At 70.3% G+C, this 22,605-nt stretch carries 20 protein-coding genes and 1 pseudogene; 10 read left to right on the top strand and 11 right to left on the bottom strand.

All coding sequences use genetic code 11. From position 1 onward, the window contains the following. Positions 1–283 precede the first annotated feature (283 nt). The 3 genes from OG928_RS47475 to OG928_RS47485 all read left to right on the top strand — a co-directional run bounded on the left by OG928_RS47475 (position 284) and on the right by OG928_RS47485 (position 4,228). The gene (locus tag OG928_RS47475) at positions 284–3,334 is read left to right on the top strand and encodes an FG-GAP repeat domain-containing protein (RefSeq protein WP_406292181.1); all 3,051 of its coding nucleotides are present in this window, start codon (positions 284–286) and stop codon (positions 3,332–3,334) included. A gap of 324 nt (positions 3,335–3,658) precedes the next feature. Then, a complete protein-coding gene (locus tag OG928_RS47480; RefSeq protein ID WP_406292183.1) occupies positions 3,659–3,784 on the top strand; it encodes a hypothetical protein in 126 nt (41 codons plus the stop codon). A 213-nt stretch (positions 3,785–3,997) separates the two neighbouring features. Then, entirely contained in the window at positions 3,998–4,228 is a 231-nt protein-coding gene (locus tag OG928_RS47485; protein WP_406292185.1) for a hypothetical protein, read from the top strand. Positions 4,229–4,575: 347 nt separating this feature from the next. Here OG928_RS47485 and OG928_RS47490 read toward each other — a convergent pair whose 3' ends face one another. Continuing rightward, positions 4,576–5,457, bottom strand: coding sequence for a NucA/NucB deoxyribonuclease domain-containing protein (locus OG928_RS47490; RefSeq protein WP_406292186.1), 882 nt, complete (start codon positions 5,455–5,457; stop codon positions 4,576–4,578). Between the two features lie 76 nt (positions 5,458–5,533). Between OG928_RS47490 and OG928_RS47495 the strand changes: the two genes are divergently transcribed. Then, positions 5,534–5,719 (top strand): hypothetical protein, encoded by a 186-nt coding sequence (locus OG928_RS47495; protein WP_406292187.1) that lies wholly within the window; start codon positions 5,534–5,536, stop codon positions 5,717–5,719. 62 nt (positions 5,720–5,781) lie between these two features. Here the strand turns inward: OG928_RS47495 and OG928_RS47500 are convergent, their stop codons facing one another. The 3 genes from OG928_RS47500 to OG928_RS47510 all read right to left on the bottom strand — a co-directional run bounded on the left by OG928_RS47500 (position 5,782) and on the right by OG928_RS47510 (position 8,179). Then, positions 5,782–7,068 carry a hypothetical protein gene (locus tag OG928_RS47500; RefSeq protein ID WP_331738220.1) on the bottom strand — a complete coding sequence of 429 codons (1,287 nt, stop codon included), beginning with the start codon at positions 7,066–7,068 and terminating at the stop codon, positions 5,782–5,784. A 300-nt stretch (positions 7,069–7,368) separates the two neighbouring features. After that, positions 7,369–7,890, bottom strand: coding sequence for a hypothetical protein (locus OG928_RS47505; RefSeq protein ID WP_406292304.1), 522 nt, complete (start codon positions 7,888–7,890; stop codon positions 7,369–7,371). A 70-nt stretch (positions 7,891–7,960) separates the two neighbouring features. Next, positions 7,961–8,179 carry a hypothetical protein gene (locus tag OG928_RS47510; RefSeq protein WP_406292188.1) on the bottom strand — a complete coding sequence of 73 codons (219 nt, stop codon included), beginning with the start codon at positions 8,177–8,179 and terminating at the stop codon, positions 7,961–7,963. Positions 8,180–8,715: 536 nt separating this feature from the next. Between OG928_RS47510 and OG928_RS47515 the strand changes: the two genes are divergently transcribed. The 4 genes and pseudogenes from OG928_RS47515 to OG928_RS47530 all read left to right on the top strand — a co-directional run. Beyond that, positions 8,716–9,366 carry a restriction endonuclease gene (locus tag OG928_RS47515; protein WP_331738229.1) on the top strand — a complete coding sequence of 217 codons (651 nt, stop codon included), beginning with the start codon at positions 8,716–8,718 and terminating at the stop codon, positions 9,364–9,366. 150 nt (positions 9,367–9,516) lie between these two features. Further along, entirely contained in the window at positions 9,517–9,720 is a 204-nt protein-coding gene (locus OG928_RS47520; RefSeq protein WP_331738232.1) for a hypothetical protein, read from the top strand. 139 nt (positions 9,721–9,859) lie between these two features. Further along, the gene (locus OG928_RS47525; protein ID WP_406292190.1) at positions 9,860–10,564 is read left to right on the top strand and encodes a hypothetical protein; all 705 of its coding nucleotides are present in this window, start codon (positions 9,860–9,862) and stop codon (positions 10,562–10,564) included. A gap of 37 nt (positions 10,565–10,601) precedes the next feature. Next, a pseudogene (locus OG928_RS47530) lies at positions 10,602–10,762 on the top strand (IMP dehydrogenase); the annotation flags it as partial. Positions 10,763–10,764: 2 nt separating this feature from the next. Here OG928_RS47530 and OG928_RS47535 read toward each other — a convergent pair. Together OG928_RS47535 and OG928_RS47540 are read right to left on the bottom strand one after the other, a co-directional pair. After that, complete coding sequence (locus OG928_RS47535) at positions 10,765–11,352, bottom strand: hypothetical protein (RefSeq protein WP_406292191.1); 588 nt, start codon at positions 11,350–11,352, stop codon at positions 10,765–10,767. A gap of 215 nt (positions 11,353–11,567) precedes the next feature. Beyond that, positions 11,568–12,608 (bottom strand): hypothetical protein, encoded by a 1,041-nt coding sequence (locus OG928_RS47540; RefSeq protein WP_406292193.1) that lies wholly within the window; start codon positions 12,606–12,608, stop codon positions 11,568–11,570. Positions 12,609–13,092: 484 nt separating this feature from the next. Between OG928_RS47540 and OG928_RS47545 the strand changes: the two genes are divergently transcribed. After that, entirely contained in the window at positions 13,093–13,998 is a 906-nt protein-coding gene (locus OG928_RS47545; RefSeq protein ID WP_331738244.1) for a restriction endonuclease, read from the top strand. Here the strand turns inward: OG928_RS47545 and OG928_RS47550 are convergent. The 4 genes from OG928_RS47550 to OG928_RS47565 all read right to left on the bottom strand — a co-directional run bounded on the left by OG928_RS47550 (position 13,977) and on the right by OG928_RS47565 (position 17,693). Continuing rightward, a complete protein-coding gene (locus tag OG928_RS47550) occupies positions 13,977–14,534 on the bottom strand; it encodes a hypothetical protein (RefSeq protein ID WP_331738247.1) in 558 nt (185 codons plus the stop codon). The genes OG928_RS47545 and OG928_RS47550 overlap by 22 nt on opposite strands. 296 nt (positions 14,535–14,830) lie before the next feature. Then, a complete protein-coding gene (locus OG928_RS47555) occupies positions 14,831–15,208 on the bottom strand; it encodes a hypothetical protein (protein ID WP_331738249.1) in 378 nt (125 codons plus the stop codon). A 282-nt stretch (positions 15,209–15,490) separates the two neighbouring features. Further along, the gene (locus tag OG928_RS47560) at positions 15,491–16,450 is read right to left on the bottom strand and encodes a sigma-70 family RNA polymerase sigma factor (RefSeq protein ID WP_331738252.1); all 960 of its coding nucleotides are present in this window, start codon (positions 16,448–16,450) and stop codon (positions 15,491–15,493) included. Positions 16,451–16,460: 10 nt separating this feature from the next. Beyond that, on the bottom strand, positions 16,461–17,693 hold the full coding sequence (locus tag OG928_RS47565) for an FAD-dependent oxidoreductase (protein ID WP_331738255.1): 1,233 nt from the start codon (positions 17,691–17,693) through the stop codon (positions 16,461–16,463). A 373-nt stretch (positions 17,694–18,066) separates the two neighbouring features. Here OG928_RS47565 and OG928_RS47570 point away from each other — a divergent pair, with 373 nt between their 5' ends. Then, positions 18,067–21,513 carry a DNA polymerase III subunit alpha gene (locus OG928_RS47570; protein ID WP_331738258.1) on the top strand — a complete coding sequence of 1,149 codons (3,447 nt, stop codon included), beginning with the start codon at positions 18,067–18,069 and terminating at the stop codon, positions 21,511–21,513. Between the two features lie 188 nt (positions 21,514–21,701). Here the strand turns inward: OG928_RS47570 and OG928_RS47575 are convergent, their stop codons facing one another. Then, positions 21,702–22,598, bottom strand: coding sequence for a hypothetical protein (locus OG928_RS47575; RefSeq protein ID WP_331738261.1), 897 nt, complete (start codon positions 22,596–22,598; stop codon positions 21,702–21,704). Between the last annotated feature and the right edge of the window lie 7 nt (positions 22,599–22,605).

Here is a 22,605-nt window from a genome sequence, read left to right on the forward strand (position 1 = left end):
GATCTCGTCCGCCCCCCGGTCAGTGGGTGGGGTCGGGGAAACATTTCCGGGTACCTCCTGTGAGAGAACCGCAGGAAGCTACCGGATGGTTGTTACTCACGCATAGGGTTGTACGAATGAGGCGTTTATCACTGGTGATAATTATCCCCGACAATTCTTTGCCCATATTGATACGGCTTATGATGCCAAAAGCAACTATCAGCAGTAATTTAGGCGTTGCCAGTGGAATTTGCGGCCTCTTAGCCTGACCCGCTATTTCCGGGTTCGACAAGGGGTTGTCTTCATGCAGTATCAACAGATACCAAGTCGTTTCGGGCGAGCGAGACGGCTGACCGCCGTCGCCGGGGTCTTCGGATTGAGCGCCGGCCTGCTGACCGTCCTGCCCTCGGTGGCAACCGCAAGCGCCAAGACCCAAACAGCGGCGCCGACCGCCGAAGCGGGTGTCAAGCCGGACGAGGGGTCCGCGTTGAAGGCCGCGAAGTCCTCGGGCAAGCGGGTCGAGGTCGGGTCGCTGCGGTCGGAGACCGCGCAGACGTTCGCGAACCCCTCGGGGACGCTGACGATGGAGCAGTCGCTGCGTCCGGTGCGCACGAAGCAGAACGGCAAGTGGGTCGCTATCGACCCCACCCTTCGAGCGGGAGCCGACGGGACCGTCGCCCCTGTCGCCACCGCCGCGGGCCTCAGGTTCTCGGGAGGTGGCTCCGCACCCTTGGCGACGATCGACCGCAACGGTCGTGAGATTTCGCTGAGTTGGCCGGACCCGCTGCCCAAGCCGGTTCTGGCGGGGACCACCGCCACCTACCCCGAGGTCCTTCCCGGGGTGGACCTGCAGGTCGCCGCCGACGTCGACGGGTTCTCCCACCTGCTGGTCGTCAAGAACGCCGCCGCTGCGACCAACCCCCGCCTCAAGACCCTGACCTACACGACCAAGACCAAGAACGTCACCCTCAAGGCCGGCCCCGGCGGCGTCCTCAGCGGGATCGACGAGACCGGGCAGGAGGCGTTCACCGCGCCCCAGGCCCGCATGTGGGACTCCACGCGACCCACACAAGCCCCCACCGCAAGGACCGCGGGCCCTCTCTCCTCCGCTACGCCCGCGGAACCAAGCGACGCGCCCTCCCCCAACTCCGCGGCGATGCCCGTCAAGGTCACCGGCGACATACTCGAACTCACTCCCGACCAGGGCCTGTTGACCTCGCCGACGACGACGTTCCCGGTCTTCATCGACCCGCCGGTCTACCCGGGGAAAATGCAGGCCTGGACCACCGCCTACAAACCCCACCCCAACGCCAACTACTGGAACGGCGCCGGGTTCGACGAAGGCGACGGCGACAAGGTCACCAAGGTCGCCCGGGTCGGCTACGAGAACTCAACAGGCGGAACCGCCCACAGCTTCTTCCAACTGGACTCCCGCGGGCTCTGGGACAAAGAGATCATCAAGTCCCAGTTCATCATCAAGCAGGTCTGGTCCTACAGCTGCACCAAGACCTCCGTCGAGGTCTGGGACACCGGAACCATCAGTACCGCCACGACCTGGAACAACGAACCCCACTGGGACCGGAAGGTCGACTCCACCACGGAGTCCAAGGGCTGGGGCGCGAACTGCCCCTCCGGTGACCTCGTCTTCACCGTCACCGACGCGGCACAGGACGCGGCCACCAATCACTGGAACGCCTGGACGCTCGGCATGAAGGCAACCAACGAAAGCGACCCGCACGGCTGGAAGAAGTTCCAGGCCGACACCGCGGTGATGTCCACCGAGTACAACTCCACCCCGGAAGTCCCCTACGGCCTCTCCACCGACCCCGACGCCGGCTGTGACGGCACCGGCGTCGTGGGCGACACCACGGTGTCCCTGCGCGCCCACGGCTGGGACCCCGACGGCGGCCCCGTCACACTGCGCTTCCGCCTGTGGCCCAGTGGCCAGGCCATCCGTGAAGCCGGCACCGTCGACGTCCCCAACGACAGCTACGGCACCCTGCCCATCGAAAGCGAGGACCTACCCACCGGCCGCTACACCTGGGACGTACGCGCCGAGGACGGCCGCACCGCCTCCGCCTGGAGCACCCGCTGCACCTTCCGGGTCGACCGCACCAGGCCCTCGAACCCGCCCGGCGTGAGCTCCCCGCAATACCCCGACGGCTCCGCGGGCTGGCCCGCCGACACGCCCACCTCGGGCACCGAGGGAACCTTCACCTTCACCAACGGCGGCATCACCGACGTGGTCAAGTACCTCTACACCGTCGACGGAAGCCCCGACGGCGAGGAGACCGTCGACGCCGGCCCCGGCGGCAGCGCCGCCGTGAAACTCACCCCCACCGGCAACGGCCCCCGCTATCTGCGCGTCCAGAGCATGGACGCAGCCGGCAACCGGTCCGACATTCGTGCCTTCCTCTTCTACGTCAACTGCAGGACCGACCCCGCCACCGGCGGCTGCGCCAACTACAAGGCCGGTGACGTCACCGGTGATGACAAGTCCGACATCTACGCCGTCACCCCCGACGGCGATCTCAGGATCTACAACGGCAAGGGCGACGGGAACCTCGGCATCCAGGGCGACGGAAGCACCGACGACTACACCGGCGTCCAGACCACCCACCGCGGCGACTGGAACAACGACGGCACCGAGGACCTCCTCGCCCGCCGCAAGAACGCCGAGGGCTCCTGGGAACTGTGGATGCACCCCAACCTCGGCAACGGCTACGCCTGCTGGGTGTGCAGCACCGGCGCCAAGCCCCTCAAGACCTGGAGCGACGACGACTCCGACCCCGCCACCAACGACAGCCACTGGAGGACCGGCGACGCCCAGGTCCTCGCCGTCGGCAACGTCACCGGAGACGACAACTACGACGGCCTCATCAACGCCGGCGACAACCCCGACCTGATCGTCCGCGCGGCAACAGGTGTGCTGTACCTCTACCCCGGCTCCGGAATCAGCGACATGCTCGGCGACCCCATCGTCATCGGCGAGGACGGATGGGAGCCCTACAGGATCCTCGCCCCCGGCGACGTCACCGGCGACGGCATCCCCGACCTGTTCGCCACCCACACCACCGACGGCCAGTTCTACCTCTACCCCCTCGACCGCTGGATCGACACAAACGGCGCCCCCGCCTACCACCACGGCACCCGCACCCTCCTGGGCAACGGCTGGAGCACCACCGCCATCCCCCTCCTCACCGCACCCGGCGACGCCAACGGCGACGGCAAAGCCGACCTCTGGTCCACCGACAACCTCGGCAACATGCGCTTCCACAACGGAATCGACGCCACCGGCCTCGGCCCATGGTTCAAGGAAGGCAGCGGCTGGCAGGGCTACCAAACCATCGCCTGACACTCCCACCACACCCAGGTGTGGCCCGGCCCCCGGGCCACACCCGCCCTCCCCGGAACGTGGATGGACGACCAGTTCCCTCGGCCTCGGCAATGTAGGCAACGAGGTTGTCGCGGATCTCCTCCAACCGACTGCGCTGGGCCGGGTCCGCCCGGAGGAGCGAGCAACGAACACAAGCGTGTTCATGAACACAGGGGCTTGAAAAGGCACGAGCGCAGGTGCCGAGAGACCCTGCGCTTCTCGAAGTGCGCAAGGAAAGCGTCCCATTCCCCCTCGGTGAGAGGCCAATATTCATCGCTGAGTCGGGTAACCCTGCGGCGGGCGATGAAGGCGCGATGGGCCTCGATGCAGACCCTCGGAACTCGCGGACGAGAGATCCGCACCCACCTGGATAGCCTCGGCGAGGTCATCGAGATCACCCCCGACGGCGAGATCACCCACGGCGCATGAAGAGTCCGCCGGGACGGCCTCCCCGCCGTGGACAGCGCTGGGAGGGCCGTCCACTCGGCAACGCGACGAGGCCATAGGGTCGCCCGGTGGTGCGTCGGATGCTCGAGAGGAGCTGTGCGGTGTGGTGCCGGACCCATGGGTCGTCGTCGCCGAATCCGAGCGAGCGCAATGGGACTGCGAGCCGCTCGACGCGTCGGTCCCCTCCGCTTCGGAATGAGTCCGCAGAAGGCGACCGCCGCAATGTCGGGACGGGGATTCGCCTCGGCCGCGTCGGCGTGCGGCAGGTTCGGTCCGTTCGAGCAGACGCGCACGCGTTTCCGCGCGGCCGGGGCGCCGGCGAGCCGAGTGGACGTCGTGGCCTACTTCGTCGACTCGATCGGTTTGACCTGCGTCGTCGTGGACGCGCTGACCGGCCCCAGGTCACGCTGGACGGAATCCGACTGATCGGCCGCAGGCCCTCGGAACTCGCGGACGAGATCGGCACCCACCTGGATGACCTCGGCGAGGTCGTCGAGATCACCCCCGACGGCGAGATCACCCACGGGGCATGGGGGATGTTTCCACGCGCACAGCGAACGGGCGATGTGCTCCTGACCCGCGCGGTGTTCGGCAGACCCAACGGCTGGGCCAACGCCACCTTCGACAGCATCCCGGCCGACGAATGGGTGCGGAACCGTGTGACGTGAGCCCGCCTCGCGGCCGGGTCGGCGACGACCTTGTCGCGTGGTCCGGTCTCGCGGGGCTTTCGACCCAGCGGAAGGACCTTACGCCCTCGTGCGGGTCCGGCCCGGTCAGGGGACGACGGTGACGAGGAAGGCGTCGCCGTCGAGCATGCGGTGTTCGCCGTAGAAGGTGCTGCCCGGGCGGCTGCCCACGCGTTGGTTGTCGTCGCGGTCGATCAGACGCGCGGAAAAGTTCCCCCCGCTCAGGGACACGCCCTCCTTGGTCGAGGCGAACGGATACTCGTCGCAGTCCAGACGCTGCCCGCCCCAGTCGCCCCACACCTCGGTGCACACCTTCCCGGCGGCCACGCGGTTCTGCTCCTGGAGGGCGGGGTCGATCAGGCGGTGCAGTTCGGCGGGCACGTTCTTGCCCACGGTCGGGGGGAACGTCTTGACCGGGTGGCGCAGGGCGTCGTCGATGTGGCGGGCGCTCTCGTCCTCGTCCGGGTTGCCCAGGCTCATCGCGAACGTCGGCCTGTGGTCGGGGAAGACGGTGCCCCGGGTCTTGCCCGCGATACGCCCCGCCGAGTCGAACCGGACCCGGAAGGCGGCGCCGCGTTCGTCGATGTAGGGGTCCGCGCCGGGTGGACCGGTGACCTCGAAACGCACCAGGATCGCAGCGGAGAGTTTCTTGAACGGTGTGGTGACAGCGCCGTCGGGCGAGGTATAGGTCAGGACGGTCTGGGGGCGGGCGTCCCAAGCGCCCCACAGGTCGGTGCGGTCCTGCGCGGCGGGGCGGACGATGTCGGCGCCGCCGCCGGAGACGGTGGCGCTGTAGTTCACGCGGATCGGCCACGTGCGGGCGTCCTGGCCGGGCACGGTCGAGGCCTGGATGTTCTCCAGGCTGGAGACGAAGTCCACGCGGCGGTCGCCGTCGTAGGCGAAGCCGAGTTGCCACTCGTCGAACCACATCGTCCCCAGCGGTTTCGGCGGCCGGTCCTTCGTCGCCAACACCACCTCCCGCCGCCGATGCACACACCTCGAACCTGCTCTTCACCCAGCCCGAGGGGGACGCCGCCTCGGCGGGGTGCAGCGCGCACTCCTGGCGCAGGTCCGCCGCCAGGGCCGCCCGCGCCGCCGGCCCGACGGCGGCCGGGACCGCGCCGGCGGAGGGGGTGGTGTCGGCGGGGGCTGCGGCCGGCGTGAGCAGGGCCGCGACCACCGGGACCAGGACTCGGCGCAGCGCACGACGGCGCGGCTGCGGGCGTGGTGATGTCACGCGTGACCTCCGGGAGTCGCGGTCGTGGACGCGGGGTGGGGTGGGTGCGGTGTGGGTCATGGGGTGCAGCCGGTGCCGAGGCAGGCGTGGACGAGGGCGCCGGTGCGGGCGTCGAAGGTGAGGCGGTAGCCGGTGTGTTCGCGTCGGTCGCCGGTGAACGCGCGCATGCGGCCGGTGACCGAGGTCACCACCCACATGGGACGTTGCCCCGCAGCGTCCGGGCTTTGAGCCGTGTCGGGTGGGAGGGTCGCCGCGTCGGCGTGGGCGTCTGGGTCCGTGCCCGGGCGCAGTCGGGCGGCGGCCAGGGCCTGGTCCGCGGTGTCGATCGCGCGGTCGGGTCGTGTGGCCCCGCCGCTCGCGGCCTCGGGGGTGGCGTTGCAGGGCAGGCCGGCGTCGACGCAGGCGCGCAGGCCCGGGACGCGGTCCAGGCAGGTGTCGGGTTCGGTCCTCGCGCAGGCGTGCAGGGCGTTTTGGTCGACGCCGTTGAGCGTGGCCATGCCGGGCGCGGGCGTTCGGGCGCCGGGCGATCCGGGGCCGGGCGGTGTGGGGTTCGCGTCTGGGGTGGCGGCGCGTGGGGTGGGGGTGACGACGTCCTTGGCCACGTCCCAGGACACGAGGTCCGCGCCCGCGGTGGTCATGGCCGTGGTGAAGCGGAAGCAGTAGGCGGGGTCGGCGCCGGGTTCGCAGTTCCCGGCAGGGGTACGGACGCTCAGGTGTGTGGTGGGGTGGCGCAGGAACTGGCCGTTGCCGTTGAGGTAGCGGATCCGGTCCTGCGTCTGCGGGAAGGAGCTCTGGGCGTATTCGGCGGGCAGGTCCCAGCCGGTGACGGTGTGGCGGGCGGACGGGCTGCCCTGCGCGGTGGTCTCGCCGACCGGGTTGAAGTCGTAATGGATGCGCCAGGCGGCGCAGCCGTCACAGGCGGGGACGGCCATCCAGCTGTGGAAGCGATTGTCCGCGACGTCCTGTTCCGGGCCGATCGCGTGGAACTCGTAGTTCTCGCCGTGGTTGGCCCAGAACGGTTGATAGCGCGTGCCGGCGGGGTCGTTGCGGGCGCGCAGGCCCATCTCGAAGGAGCGGCCGAGGTCGTCCGCGGTGAACATGCGGGTGCTGTTGTACGCCTCCCCCGCCGGATCCGAACCCGGCCCGTAGGCCACGGGGCGGTGGACGAACGTCAGGAAGACGCCATACATGTTCTCCGCCGGGTCCGCGCACACCTGTGCCACCGCGTCCCGCGGCTCGTCCGCACACACCGACAGCGCCAACCGCAGTGCGGGCCCGGGCGGTTGCGCTCCTGCCGGGCCCGGCAGGAGCGTCATCACCGTCACCGCCGTTGCCAGGGCCACGCGGCGGCTTCCTCGAGGCGCCATCCGGGTCCCCCTCCACGCTTCGAAACCGGCGGCCTCCGCCGGGCCGTCGACCCCACCATCTCCCGACCAACCGTCCGGCAAGGGTGGTCGGGCCGGAAACCACCCGAACGGCACCGCGCGGCGCGGAGCTTCCCCATCGGCGTGAGCGGCTCCGACCTCGATGAGCAAGGTGAAGCCCGGCGGGCGGTCGCCTCGAAACCCATGGAGCGGTCGAATACGCGAGTGGTGAACCGGGCGTGGACGACGGCAGGCGCGACATGGCGCACGTGCGGGTCGTCAGCCTGGCGTGGAGTGAGCGATGTCGTGCGCGCCTTGCGCCATGAAAGCGTGGGCGGCTTCGACGATTTCACCCTTGATCCGCTCCAGCGGGATGTCCCAGCTCTCGTTCCAGTCCTCGCCGTTGACGGCCCCGTTGACGAATTCCTGAAGCTCCTCGGGATACCCCAGTTCCATCGCGACACGCCACCAGATCAGATCGGCGCCCGCCACGGGATCGAGCTTCCCGTCCACGATCAGGCCGGCCCACCAACGAGCCATCGCCCAGAGCGCCCGATCACGATCGGTGGGCAGATCGGGAACAAGGTCGAGCTCCTCGAGGACCTTGGCGAACAGATCAGGGGCATCCGGTTCCTCCTTGCGCCCCAGACCGGCGAGCAGCGGCAGAGACGGCGACTCCACTCCACTCAGCAGAGCATCCAGGCCGGCCGCGATCAGGCGGTCCGATCCGACCTGGTGACCGCAAGCCCGCTCGATGGCAAGCCCACGCAAGCCGTTCAGTACATCCCCGGAGTCGGTCATCGCCACCTGCCCTTCACCCACAGCCTGCCGCATCCGCCGTCGACAGTGCCGAGCAATTCCCAGGCGGAGGCTAAAGAAGCCGCCAGCGGCGGCACACACACGCCATGCCGCCGGCAGCACGTTCGCGGTCACCCGACGCACGCTCGACCACGATCGTGTCGTCCTCGGCCCACAGCCGGTCCCCGGCGCGCAGGAACAGCGGCCGCTCCAGCTCGAACACCGAACACCCGGGCTCGAAGTCCACCTCGTTCAACAGCAACATCCTCGGGGCCTTCACCCGCTCACCCATCAGCATCACCTCCCCAGACTCCCGCACCCGTCGAACGAATTTCCCGAGCGTGCCAGTGCCATCCAGATCGACGACCGCGACCGGAGTCGGCGCAAGACGCCACACAACTCACGGCGCTTCAATACGCGATGGCGTCAGTAGGCTGCGGTGCGGTGGTCGCTGCGTGGTTGGAGGCGGTCGATGACGCGCCGGACGAGGCGCGGAGCCAGCGGAACTCCGATCTCGCCGATGCGCGATCTCGACCGGTGCTCCCCCGGATGGCAGAATCTCGGCTCCGGGTTGCATCGACGTGGTCGGCCCGACCGGGCTTCGTGAGCCTCCCACGCACTCGGGGCGCGCGTCCCGCCCATGGTGGGTCTGCGCCACGTCCACACGTCGCCGGACGAAATCGCCCAGTCCCCCTGCCGATACGCGCGCCTCTCGTGACGCGACCGGTCCTGTGGCGGCCTCGGACAGCCCACGCTCCGCCTTCACGACCCGCACGCCCCGCTCCGTCATCACCTCCCGCCCGGAACCGACCGAGAGGACCCGAGACCTTGAGCAAGAAGAAGAGAAGGAAGAAGCAGGACCTGACACCGGGCGAAGCCCTCACCGTCGCCTGGGCGTTGCCGTGCCTGATGTCGATCAGTGCCACGCAGTCGTTGGGAGTGCGGGAGATTGGCTCCTATTGGATCGCGGCGCTGCTGTTCATAGCCGGCGTCGGCCTGTTCGTGTGGCGCCGGGTCGCGTCGGGGCGCTCCCCGCTCCTCGGGTACGGGTCGTCGCCGCGCGGATCGACGGCGGTCTCGCTCGCCGGTGTGGACGCCATGAGCGGGCGGGAATTCGAGCACCTCGTGGCGGACCTGTGCCGGCGGGACGGATGTTCCCGGGTACGCGTGTCGGGCGGCGCGGGCGACCTGGGGGCGGACGTGGTCGGACTGCTCCCCGACGGACGACGGTTCGTCGTGCAATGCAAACGCTTCTCGGTCACGTCCAAGGTCGGTTCGCCGGACATGCAGCGCTTTCTTGGGACGGGCCGGCACGTCCACGGTGCCCAGGTTCTGATCTTCGCCACCTCCTCCCTGTTCACCGCCCCGGCACGCAACCTCGGTACCGCCCAGGCCGTGGTGCTGATCGACCGGGACCGCCTCGGATCGTGGTTGGCGGGACGTTCCGCACTCTCGTTCGTCGGGGCCGTCCGGCGCTGACCACCGCTTCCCCGGGAAACGTCACATGATGTGCGCGGCGCCGCCGGAGGCGCCCATGCCACTGAACCTTGACCGTTTGCCACCGAACCTCGACTACCGGGGGCAATCGCCTTGGCGCCTTGCGCGTGCTCGAACGTACGCCGGCAGCCCATGGAACAGATCCCCGAGAGCGTTGACTGCGACATCCTGGAACGCCGGATCATCCCCGCGCTCAAGGCGATCCGAGAAGCGTCGGGCTGCACGCTTCACGAGGCACTCGACATCTTCGTTCGGCGGTACGAGGAACTTCGCCGTGACCGTCCGGACGACTTCCACCTCGGCCGGGAGGACTACGGCCAAGGCTTCTACTCCTGATCCACGGAACCAACCCGTGAGCGCTACGCGCACACCGTCGTCGGTCAAGGTTCAACGGCACACACTGCGATGCTCGAGTCTGTCGGGGATCTCGGAGGACGCAACACGATCCGTATCCACCCTTGGCTAGGGTCGTTTCATGACGCGGATGCCTGGGGTGGAGTGGGTTGCGCACGTGGAGACGGATCCGATCCGGGCGCTGGAGTCGTTCGTCACGGGCTGGTTCCCCGCAGAGCGGCCGGAGGTGGGCGAGGGCACGAGCGGGGCGGACGGACTCGGTGACATGCCGGCGGCGTTGACCGCGCTGCACCGGTTCGCCGGCGCGCGTCCTGCCCTCCACGAGTTCCACCACCCGCTGTGGACGCGACCCGAGCGTGCGTCCGGGCCGCTCGGCGACCGACTGGTCTTCGCGAACGAGAACCAGGCCGGTTGGGACTGGTCCGTCCCGTGGCCGCCGCACGCGACGGACAAGGCCGATCCGCCCGTGTGGCTCACCTTCGACCCTCGTCTTCCGGACCCGGAGACGATCGTCGAGGAGGAGCCGCTGAGTCGCTTCCTCCTCCAGTTCACCCTGTTCGGGGCCTCAGGGGCCGCCCCATACCAGGCATGGACCAACGTCGTGCCGACCGAACGCCTCGCCCCCTTGGGGGACATGCTGCGCCCGGTGCCCCTGAGCCCGTTCCTGCCGACCTTCACCGCCGAGAGGTTCTTCGTCGCTCCAGGACTGCTTGCGCAGATCAGCAGCGGCGAGGGGGAGGCGACCGTGGCGTTCGGCGCGCTTCGTCGCGAGACCCTGACGCCACTGCGCGAGCACCCGTTCCCGTGGAGGCGCTTCGACGGGTGAAGCACCTGCCCCACGGCAGAAGGGGTACTCGCCCCGACGGGACCATCGTGGACGGGTGCCGGCGTTGGTGGAGGCGGGCGCTGATCTGCTGTGTATCGACTCGTCCGACGGCCATTCCGTGTACCGGTCGCGGGTTCTCGAGGATGTGCGCTCCGCGCACGGCGACGCGGTGCGCGTGGGGCGGGCAACGTGGTGGACGCTCAGGTGTCGGCTGTCGGCAGGCCCATCGCGCGCAGCAGCTCGAAGAAGTGGTGCTCGGCGGACTCGATGCGGTCGGCGAGCAAAATCTCCAGCACCGTCGCGGGCTCCGGGCGCCAACCCGATGCCTTCGCCCAGGCGCAGGCATCGCGGGCCCGCTGCGGCATCTCGACGACGATACGGTCGTGCGCCGAGTCCCACGCGGCCTGGTAGGCCGTGCTCGGCATCCCCGTCTCGTCCTCGTGGCAGATGCTGCTCGGGACCTCGTAGTCGGCCGCGAGTTCGGGCGTGAACCAGGTCCCGAACAGGCCGCCCCGGGCCGACCAGCCCTGGACGTATCCGGTGTCGCTGTCGCAGATGTACACCACCAACGCGGGATGGCCGGTCTGCGCCGCCAAAGCCTTCAGGGTCTCCGGTGTGTGGCCGGGCAGTCCGTGGTGCACGGCGACGGTCTGCCAGCCGTCACCGTGCTCGGGGAGGCCGGCGACGCACCGGTCGTGGCCGTCCCGGCAGATGCCCGCGCTCAGCGGTTCCAGGTCCGGCAGCGGCTTGCCGCTGCGGGCCACCACGTACTCTCCCCAAAAGCCCATGCCGTGCCCTGCCTTCTCGGTCGTGGATTCGAATCGGTCATTCACAAGATCGGCGGGCCCCAGGGGCCCCTGGGTATGGCTGTCGTGAGTGAGCCGTCCGATGGCTGGGGAGGCTTGACCGCCCGGGGCCCCGCGACGACTCGACCGCCGCTTGGGAGATGCGACTCGATCGCCGTGTGGGGCAAACGTCGGCGTGCTCGTCTGCCGGCGCGGTCTCAGAAGGGCGGGTCGTCGCCGAACCCCTCTGGGTCCGCCCAGGGATCGTCACACGTGGGGGGTTGGTGGGCGCCCGGGTCGAACATCCGGTTCAGGGTGTGTGTCAGTCCGGCGCCGTCGTCATCGACCTGCCGTATCCAGGGCACCTCGGCCATCAGGAGGCCGAGTTCGTGCGTGACGGTCTCGTCGAGAACGGCGCGCAGGTCGTCGGGGGCGGGGTCGTCGACCAGGCACAGCCATCCCAGCGCGGCTCCGAACCTGACCTCGGCCGGGCGTGCGGGATCCGACCAGCACGCGCGGGTGAATCCGGCGGCGTCCTCGTGCCGGTGTTCCCTCGCCAGTTGCGCGATCGCCAGAATCAGGCCGGCCCGCAGACGGGGAACCTCCTCGATACGGAACCGCTCGTGCAGGGCGGCGGAGATCTCCCACGCCCGGCCCGACGACGCCGCCACGACGTACGCCGCCGCCTCCCGCACCTCCAGGTCAGGGTCGTCGAGCAGGGCGATCGGGATGTGCGCGTCCGCGGCGATCGCGTCACGCGCCGCCCGCACCGACCAGGTCTGCGGATGGCCGCTCATGTCGCATCTCACCTCCTCGTCGGCGTCGGCCACCCGCAGGAGACCGGTGCGCGACCCGTCGTCCCAGTAGTTGCGGCGCGCCACCACGGCGACCAGGAAGAGCCCGTCCGCCCGGTAATGCGTGGCCCGGTCCGCGGCGATCCGCAACAGGAACGGCACCGTCAACGGCGCCACCGAACACCTCGTGCCCTGGTGACAGACGGAATTCCACAGTGAGGACAGCGCGTTGTCCGCCGTGGCGGCGTCGGCGGAACGCATCCGCTCCAGGTAATCGGGGACGTTCTCGCCCGAGCCGTAGGCGTGGGAAAACCGGCGCCAGGGCACCTCCTCGAGGAGGAACCCGTCCCTGACATCCCGCGGCATCCCCGCGATCACCGCACGCACATCGAGCGCAGTCCCCTCGTACAGCCCGAATCCGTGTACACGCACCCGCTCGAAATCGAACACGAGATCCTCGGACATCATGGTCCCCTCTGGCGGATGTCGCCGACCGAAAGGCCTCTGCCTACCACCGGGCGCCGACATCACCGGACGAGCCGCCGGGGTTCGCTCCCCGCGGCCCCGCCGAACACGTCCGACGAATGCTCGTGTGGGTAACGGGTCTTCGATATCGCGCGGAACTCCGGTCTCGGCGACGCGCAACCTCGACCGGCGCTCCCCCGGATGGCAGAATCTCGGCTCTGGGTCACACCCGAGTGGTCGGCACAACCGCGCTTCGTGAGTCTCCCACGCACTCAGGGCGCGCTTACCACGCCCGAGGGCGGGTCGGTACCACCTCCGAGACGTCATCGGACGAAACCGCCCGGCCCTCACGCCGATCCGCGCGCCTGTCGTAACGCGACCGGTCCTGCGTCGCCGCGGACACCCCACACGTCGCCTTCACGACCCGCACGTCCCGCTCCGTCATCACCTCCCGCCCGGAAACGACCGAGAGGAACCCGAGACCTTGAGCAAGAACAAGAGAAGGAAGAAGCAGGACCTGACACCAGGCGAACTCCTCACCATCGCCTGGGGAGTCGCGTGCCTGATCTCGATCAGTGCCACACAGGCGTTGGGGATGCCGAAGGTGGCCTCCTATTGGGTCGCGGCGCTGCTGTTCGTGACCGGCGTCGCCCTGTTCGTGCTGCGCCGGGTCGCGTCTGGGCGCTCCCCGCTCCGGGTGTACGGGTCGTCGCCACGCGGATCGACGGCGGTCTCGCTCGCGGGGGTGGACGCCATGAGCGGTCGGGAGTTCGAGCACCTCGTGGCGGACCTGTGCCGGCGGGACGGATGTTCCCGAGTACGGGTGTCGGGAGGCGCCGGCGACCTGGGGGCGGACGTGGTCGGACTGCTCCCCGACGGAAGGCGATTCGTCGTGCAGTGCAAACGCTTATCGATCACGTCCAAGGTCGGCTCGCCCGACATGCAGCGCTTCCTCGGCACGGGCCGGCACGTCCACGGCGCCCAGGTGCTGATCTTCGCCACCTCCTCCCTGTTCACCACCCCGGCACGCAACCTCGGCGCAGCCCAGTCCGTGGTCCTGATCGACCGGGACCGCCTCGGATCGTGGTTGACGGGACGCTCCGCCCTCTCGTTCGTCGGGGCCGCTCGTCGCTGGCCACCGCTTCACCTTTACTTTGCAGTCGACTTCGGGCGTGGCCGAAGATCACGTGACGCGCATCAACCCGAGGGCACATGGCAGTGTGCCTTCGGCCTCTTCCGGACTTTTGTCCCCGCTCGGCCACCCGTCATCGGCGCCTCGGTGGCGTCCGGCCCCCACTCGAGCGGCGCTGGGCCTCGCGGGCATGCGGCACTGGTCCGCGGGTTCCCGGGGAATGTGGTTCCGGGTTGTCAGCGTCGGGTGACGCAATAGCCGCTGTCGTGCAGTGCCGCGGTCCAGACATCGCGGTCGAACCACTTGTCGATGTCGGGTACCCGGGCGGCGACGGCGTCCATCCGTGCCTGCCAGTCGTGGCCCGCCGGGCCGCGCGCGTCCTCGCACCCGTCACAGCCGTCCTCGCCGTGGATGTGCCCGGCCATCCACGCGTTCACCGCGACGTTGACGATCACCGCGTACAGGTCACCGCCGGTCTCCACCAGAGAGTCGGGAACACCCGCCAGGATCACGGCGAGTTCGGGGTTGCCCACCGGCGGCATCGGCGCGCCGCCCACGCCCTTCGCTTCCCGGCCGTCGCCTTCCTTGACCTGTTCCGCGATCGTGTCGGCCAGGGCCGCGGCGTCGAAGTACCGCCAGGCCGAACGCGGTTGGATCCCCAGCTGCCGCGCGACCACGGTCATGTTGGCTTCGATGGTGTCGGCGACCGTGCCCGGCCGTACCGTGACCCCGCGTCGGGCCAGTTCGCTGAGCGTCTCGCCCAACGCGGTACGAAACGCCTTGGTGTTCTTCATCGCCCGAGTCTAGGAGAGCAAGGCGACCCGGCGGACGAGAAACGGATCGATAGGGGTGGCCACGACATAAAGGCGGCGCCCCGTGCCCCCCGCGTGATCATCCGGCATCGCGCCCTGCGGAGCCACGGCTGCGACGGTCACGGCGACGCACTGCCGTGCCGAGGTCGCGGGAGGTGTGACCACGATCAATGGCCGGCCCGCCACACCCAGGAAACCGCAGGTCAGTGCCCGGCGGCCACTCGTGACCGGCCAGTCTGCCGACCGACGGTCGGCCACTTCGAATCGCGCCGCCCTGGCTACCAGATCCACACGATGCCGGAAGTCGCGCCGCTCTCGTCGACGCCGACCATGTGGGCCGACTCGGGGCCCCCGCTCGTGTCGGAGTCCAGCGGGATGACGAAGCGGTGCTCCCCGAAGTCCAGGGCGAGGATCCGATCCGGATCCCATTCGTAGCCGTCGACGGTCTCGCCGACGTAGCAGCGCATGGGCTCCAGCGATCCCGGCTCGGGAAAACGCCACTCGCGGCCCCCGTACACCCCCACCGGGTCACTCAAGGCCCGCAATACCGGCCCGTCGAAGTGCAGCTCGACGTAGTCGCGCACGAAAGACACGGCGCTGACCTCCAAGCCCATCAGCAGCCGGAGCGGGTCGTCCGAATCGTTCCCGACGTTCACAGGCTCATGCTGCCAGAGACCTCCGCCTGCCCACGCGAGCCGGCCGGCTCGGACATGTCACAGTGTGACCACGACGCATAGTTGGCCAGTCACAGCTCAGCGGCCGCAGGTCAGAGCCCAGCGTCGATTCGCATCTGGTCAGTCTGACGACCGATAGTTGGCCACTTGGGATCCGGCTGCCCCGACTACCAGATCCACATCCCGCCGAGGACGGACGTTGTCCGCAATTGCTGGTCGCTCCGTGCGCGACGGGTGTCCCGGCTGGGCGCGGTCGGAATCCGGTCACCACTGGGCGACCGGCGGCGTGTCCGGTCCGTGCAGCTGCCATGCCTCGGTGAGGCGGGCCAGGCGGGCGGGGGCGGCGATGCCGCGGACCGTGGCGATCTTGCCGTCGGCGATGTCGAAGGTGACCGACCCGACGACCCGGTCGCCGACCACGGTGAGGATGGCAGGGGTGCCGTTGACGAGTGCGTAGTAGATGGCGGGGGTGCCGCCGGCGAGACGCCGCTTCCCCTCTGAGGGCCTGAAGCCGGCCCGTGCGACGGCGGCGACGCGCTGCGGAGTGTCGTATTGCAGCAGCTTCGCGGTCAGACCGGCGCCGTCGGAGATCGCGGTCACGTCGTCGGTGAGCAGTGCGACGAGCCGTTCGGTGCGGCCTGAGGATGCGGCGGCGAGGAACGCCTCGACGATCCGGCGGGCGGAGAGCGGATCGACTTCGCTGCCCCTGTCGCGGCGGCGCGCGGCGGTGAGGTGCTGCCGGGACCGGTGCAGATGCTGCTGGCTCGCGGACGTGGTGATGTCGAGGAGGTCGGCGGTCTCGGCATGGCTGTAGGAGAACACTTCGCGCAGAACGTAGACGGCCCGCTCGACCGGTGTCAGGCGTTCCATGAGGGTGAGCATCGCGAGGGAGACCGATTCGCGCTGCTCGAAGGTGTCGGCCGGGCCGAGCATCGGGTCGCCGTCCAGGAGCGGTTCGGGCAGCCAGGCGCCGGCGGTGCGTTCGCGGCGGGCCTGTGCCGATCCGAGCCGGTCGAGGCACAAGTTGGTGACGACCTTGGTCAGCCACGCTTCGGGCACCTTGATGTGCTCCCGGTCGGCGGCCTGCCAGCGCAGGAACGCATCCTGCACGGCGTCTTCGGCGTCGGCGGCGGAGCCCATCATGCGGTACGCCAGCGAGGCCAGCCGGTTGCGGCTGGCCTCGAACCGGCTGGTGTCGAAGCGATCGACGGCGGTGCTGTCCACGGGGACGACCCTAGGCTGCGGCGCGGCCGGCCTGGTCGGCGGCCACCTGGTCGGCGGCTGGGTTCGGTGCGGCGGCCAGGCGGTGCTTGCGCGTGGGCATGCCGAGGGTCGGGTGCGAGGTGGCCCAGCAGGAGAGCGCGACGAGGCGCACCTTGAGCCGCGCGGACTTCCGGCCGCCCATGTACTTCGGCTTCGGCATGCCTTCGTCGTCGACCGACTGCCAGATCGCGTCCCGCCGTCCGAGGCTGATGTGGTTGTACGTGTAGACCAGCTTGGTGTTCGGGATCTTGCGGCCGGTCAGGCGTCCCACGATCGCCGGGATGGCCTGCTGGCTGGTGTATCCGGCGGACCCGCAGGACATCGGCAGCGGCCGGCCGTTGTCGCCGATGGCGTGGACGCTGTCGCCGATGGCGTAGACGTTCGGGTGCGACACCGACCGCATGGTGCGATCGACGACGACCCGGCCGTCCCCGGTGACCTCCAGCCCGCTCGCGGCGGCGATGGGGTCGACTGCGAACCCGGCCGTCCACACGGTCGCGTCGGACGCCAGCACGGTGCCGTCCGCGCACAGTACCCGTGCCGCTTCGACGGCTTCGACCGTGGTGTGCTCCCAGACGGTGACGCCCAGCCGGTCGCAGGCCCGGCGCAGGTGGCCGCGGGCCCCGGCGGACAGCCGGGCGCCCAATTCGCCGCGGGCGACCAGTGCCACCGCCAGCCCGGGCCGGGCCTCGGCGATCTCGGTGGCGGCCTCGATCCCGGTCAACCCGTCGCCGACCACCACCACACTCCCGCGGTCGCTCCGCCCGCCCAGGCTGCCGAAGCTGTCGAGGCGCTCGCGCAGCCGCAGCGCCGAGGGCCGGGAGGCGACGTCGAAGGCGTGCTCGGCCGCGCCGGGGACGCCATCGACGGCGCCGCGGCTGCCGAGCGCGTAGACCAGCGTGTCGTAGACCAGCTCGCCGCCGCCGTCGGCGTCGGCCACGGCGACGACCCGCCGCTCCGGGTCGACGGCGGTGACCCGGGCGACGCGCAGCCGGATCCCGGTGCCCGCGAACACATCGGCAAGCTTCGGAGCGTCGAACCGGTGGCCGGCCGCGAGCTGGTGCAGCCGCACCCGTTCGACGAAGTCCGGCACAGCGTTCACCACGGTGATCTCGGTGTCCGCCGGGGACAGCCGACGGGCCAGATTCCCGGCAGTGTAGGCCCCGGCGTAGCCGGCGCCGAGGACGACGATGCGGTGCTTCATGTCTCGCTCCTGTCTGTCCGCTTGCTCTCGGGGACTTGAGCGGTACAGCGCCCCGATTCCTGACAGGAACCGCACATGGCGTGGGTCACACGCCGAGCAGGAGCGCCTCCCGGGGATGCCCGCGGCGGCGCACAAGTTCCGCCGGGTCGGCTCAGGGCGGTGGGTTGGGGCAGCACCCCGCGGGTGATCGGAGGTGATCGTGTTTGTCACGTCTAGGAGCGCATGCCGAGGACTGGCCAACTACCGATCGAGATGGCCATCGATCGGTCGGCGTCACAACAAAGTAGGTTGGCAAAGTTGATCTATTCGAACTATTGTCCGAATAAGAGAGGCGTTTTTCGGACAAGGGGGTGGGCGAGGACGGAGGTGCGCTGTGGACGCTTTCGCGCATCTCCATACCGCCTCGGGCTACTCCGCCCGGTACGGCGCCTCGCACCCGGAGGCCTTGGTGGCGCGGGCCGCCGAGCGCGGCATGTCGGCCTTGGCGCTGACGGACCGGGACACCGTCGGCGGGGCCGTCCGCTTCGCGGCGGCCTGCGCGGCGCACGACGTGCGTCCGATCTTCGGAGTCGACGTGGCCGTCGCCCCCGCCGCGCCCGGCCCACCCCGCGCGGAGCGGCGCAGGACGCCGGTACGCGGCGGCGCCCACGTCGTCGAACCCCCGCTGCGTGTCACCCTGCTCGCCCGGGACGGGGCCGGCTGGTCGCGGCTGTGCCGCCTGGTCTCGGCCGCGCACACCGCCGACGCCGACGGTCCGCCGGTGCTGCCGTGGACGGCGTTGCGCGAGTACGCGGGACCGGGCCTGACCGTAGTGCTCGGCCCCCTCTCGGAGCCGGTCCGCGCCCTGTCGGCCACACGCCCCGACACCGCCGAACAGTTGTTGGCGCCGTGGCGTGAACTGTTCGGTGACGCGCTGCGCCTGGAGGTTCTCCACTACGGGCTGCCGGGGACCGGCCCGGGCTCGCTGCGCCTGGCCGCCCGCACCCTGCAACTCGCCGACCGAACCGGGGTCGCGGCCGTGCTGACCAACGCGGTGCGCTACGCCGACCCCGACCAGCACAAGATCGCCGACGTCCTGGACGCGGCGCGGCTGCTGCGCCCGATCCGCTTCCGGTACCCGGCCTACCTCGACCCGGGTGGGCGATGGCTCAAGGACCCCGCGGAGATGGCCGCGATCGCGGCACGGATCGCGGACGCCGCCGGAGCCGGACCCGACCGCGCCCGGGCGCTGCTCGCGCTAACCGCCCGGACTGCGGACGAGTGCCGACTCGACCCGGTGGAGGACCTGGGCCTGGGCGCCCCGCACTTCCCCGAACCGGCCGTGGTCGGCGCCACACCCGACTCGGCCGCGCGGGTGCTGCGCGAGCGCTGCGCGAACGGGATGGTCCGCCGTGGCCTGGACCGCGACGAGGCCGCGCAGGACCGCCTCGCGCGGGAGCTGGAGGTGATCGCGCGGTTGCGCTTCGACACCTACTTCCTCACGGTCGGGCAGGTGGTGGCGGATGTGCGGGAGATGGGGGTTCGGGTGGCGGCGCGCGGGTCGGGGGCCGGGTCGATGGTGTGCCACGCGCTGGACATCGCCACCGCGAATCCGCTGGACCACAACCTGCTGTTCGAGCGGTTCCTCAGCGAGCGACGCTCGTCGTTGCCGGACATCGACATCGATGTGGAGTCCGCGCGGCGGCTGGACGTGTACCGGCGAGTCTTCGAGCGGTTCGGGAACGAGCGGGTCGCGGTGACGTCGATGCCCGAGACCTACCGGGCCCGACACGCGCTGCGCGACGTCGGCCTCGCGCTGGGCATGGCCGCATACGACATCGACCGGATCGCGAAATCCTTCCCACACATCCGGGCGCGCGGGATCACCGCGGCGCTCGCCGAGCTGCCCGAACTGCGGCCGTTGGCGGCGGAGGCCGCGCAGTACGGGCCGCTGTTCAAACTCGCGGAACGGCTCGACGCGTTGCCACGGGGGATGGCGATGCACCCGTGCGGCGTGATCATCACTGACGCCACGTTGTTGGACCGGCTGCCGGTACAGCCCACGCCCGGCGGCGGCTTCCCCATGGTCCAGGCGGCGAAGGAGGAGGTCGAGGCCCTCGGCCTGATCAAGCTCGACGTGCTCGGGGTGCGGATGCAGTCCGCGATGGCGCACGCCGTCGCCGAGGTCGAACGCACCACCGGCGAACACATCGACCTCGACGACTCCGCCCAGGTGCCGCTCGACGACTTCTTCGCGTTCCGCATGATCCAGGCGTCCGACACGATCGGCATGTTCCAGTTGGAGAGCCCCGGCCAGCAGGACCTCCTGAGCCGTCTGCAACCGCGTGGTGTCCAGGACGTCATCGCCGACATCAGCCTGTTCCGACCCGGCCCGGTCGCCGGCGGCATGCCGGAGCAGTACATCTCCGCCCGCCATGGCGCGGCCCCCGAGTACCCGCACCCCAACCTGGAACCGGTCTTGGCCGATACGTACGGCGTCACGATCTGGCACGAGCAGATCATGGGGATCCTGGCACAGCTGACGGGCTGCGACCTGGCGCTGGCCGACGTCGCCCGCCGCGCGCTCGGCGACCCGGAGCGACTGCCGCCACTGCGGGCCTGGTTCCATCAGCGGGCCGCCGCCCGCGGCTACTCCCCCGACGTCCGCGACCGGGTATGGCGAATCGTCGAGGCGTTCGGTTCGTACGGTTTCTGCCGGGCGCACGCGGTCGCGTTCGCCGTCCCCGCGTTGCAGAGCGCCTGGCTCAAGGCGCACCACCCGGCCGCGCTGTACGCCGGACTGCTCGAGCACGACCCGGGGATGTGGCCGCGGCGGGTAATCGTCGCCGACGCCCGCCGCCATCACGTGGCGATCCTGCCCGTCGACGTCAACCGCTCCGAGTCCGGCCACACCGTCGAGCGGATCGGCGACGGAACGTGGGGTGTGCGCCTGGCGCTGTCGGCGGTGCGCGGCATCACCGAGGAGGAGTGTGCGCGGATCGCCGCCGGCCGGCCCTACACCTCGCTGTCCGACCTGTGGCAGCGCGCCCGCCCCTCCTTGCCCACCGCCGAACACCTCGCCCGCATCGGCGCGCTCGACTGCCTGCACGACGGAGACTTGACCCGCCGGGACCTGCTGCTGCAACTGCCCGAGCTCCACCGCCGGGCCCGCAGGGTAGGTGATGGGCAACTCCCCCTCGCCGACAGTCGGCTGGACGCGACACACCCCAGCGGGCTGCCGGAGATGACCGCCCGCGAAGCCGTCGGCGCCGAACTCCACGTGCTGGGCATCGACGTCACCCGACACCTGATGGAGCACCACCACCGGCTGCTCCGCGAGATCGGCGCCGTCGACGCCCGACACCTCGCCGAGGCGCGTCCCGGCCGGCACGTCCTGGTCGCCGGAATCCGGGCGTCCACCCAGACCCCGCCGATCGCGTCCGGGAAACGCGTCATCTTCGTCACCCTCGAGGACGGCTCCGGCCTCGTCGACCTCGCCTTCTTCGAGGACTCCCACCTCGCCTGCGCACACACCGTCTTCCACTCCGGGCTGCTCCTGGTCCGCGGCAAGGTCCAGGTCCGCGGGCGCCGCCGCACCATCGTCGGCACCATGGCCTGGGACCTCGAGGAAGTCGCCGCCATCCGACGCGACCACGGACCCCAGGCCGTACTGAACCTGCTCGGCACCCCCACCGCACACCCCACCCCCGCCCAACCACGGCGCGTCCTCGTCCACGGCACCGGGGCGCTCCAACACCCCTACGCCGACCTCCAACCCCCCGGACAACGCTCCGCCGACCTCAGCCGGTTCAGCCATCGCAGCCCCGGCAGCCCCGGCTGACAACCACCCCGCCGCCACCCGTCACGACACCGGGGACTCGAGGTCTGCGCGGAGGGGTCCTGGACCGGGCCGACGGCCCCGGGGCGCATCCGACCGGCCCGGGAGCGGGAGTCCTGCCTCGACCGCCCGGTCCACCCGGGTACGGGACCACGGGTGATCGGGCTGCGGCCCGGGATGCTTCGTTCGCCCTACAGGTCTGCCCGGGCCAGGAGTGCTTCCGCCTGTTCCCGGGTGAGTATCGGCGGGCCCGGTGACGGTTTGCCACCCACATTGGGGTGGCGGCGGTACCTCAGGGCCCACTCGGCGACGGGGTTGTCGGTCTGCAGCGTGGCCACGATCCGCTCGCGCAGGGCCGGCGGGGTGTCCGGGCGGGCCGCGATCGCGTTGCGGACGAACATGTCCGGGTCTTCCGCGAGTTGGTCGCGCAGACCCGCGGAAAGATCCGGATGGTCGGCGACGGCCACGCGTACGGCGGAATCGGGGTCGGCGGCCAGTTCCGGTGACGGGGCCACGTATTCGACGGCGGCGGCGCGGGTCACGGGGTCGGCGAGGAGGGCGGGCAGCAGGTCCGCCGGCGGGACGTACTTCAGGACACCGTCCCTGCGGACGTGGGGGTCGGGATCCGTCATCAGGGCCCGACGCACCCACTCCGGGGCATCGCGCCAGTGGTGGACGATCTGCCGGCGCACACGGGGTTCCGGATCCACGGCCAGACGGGCCAGCAACTCCGGCGGCAGATGGTCGTTTTCCGCGAGGAACATCCGCACAGAGGGATCCGGATCGTCCGCCAGTCGGGCCAGAAGTCCCGGCGGATCGTCGGCGACGCTGGTGGCGATCCCGCACCGGACGATCGATTCCGGGTGCTCCGCCAGGCGGGCCCTGATGTCGGCGGGAACGGAGCGGTTGAGCGAGAGGGAACGTACGGAGCCGAGCGCGATGATCTCCTCGATCATCGCCTCGGTCAGGTCCCAGCGCAGCAGCGCCACCATACGGCGGGCCTCCGGGTGCCGAAGCAGGCGCCACACCAGGTCGGCCGCGAGGTCCTTTTGGGCCGCCAACGCGCTCAGTTCGGCATCCAGACTCATGGACCGC

Source organism: Embleya sp. NBC_00896 (assembly GCF_045207785.1).
Classification (GTDB): domain Bacteria; phylum Actinomycetota; class Actinomycetes; order Streptomycetales; family Streptomycetaceae; genus Embleya.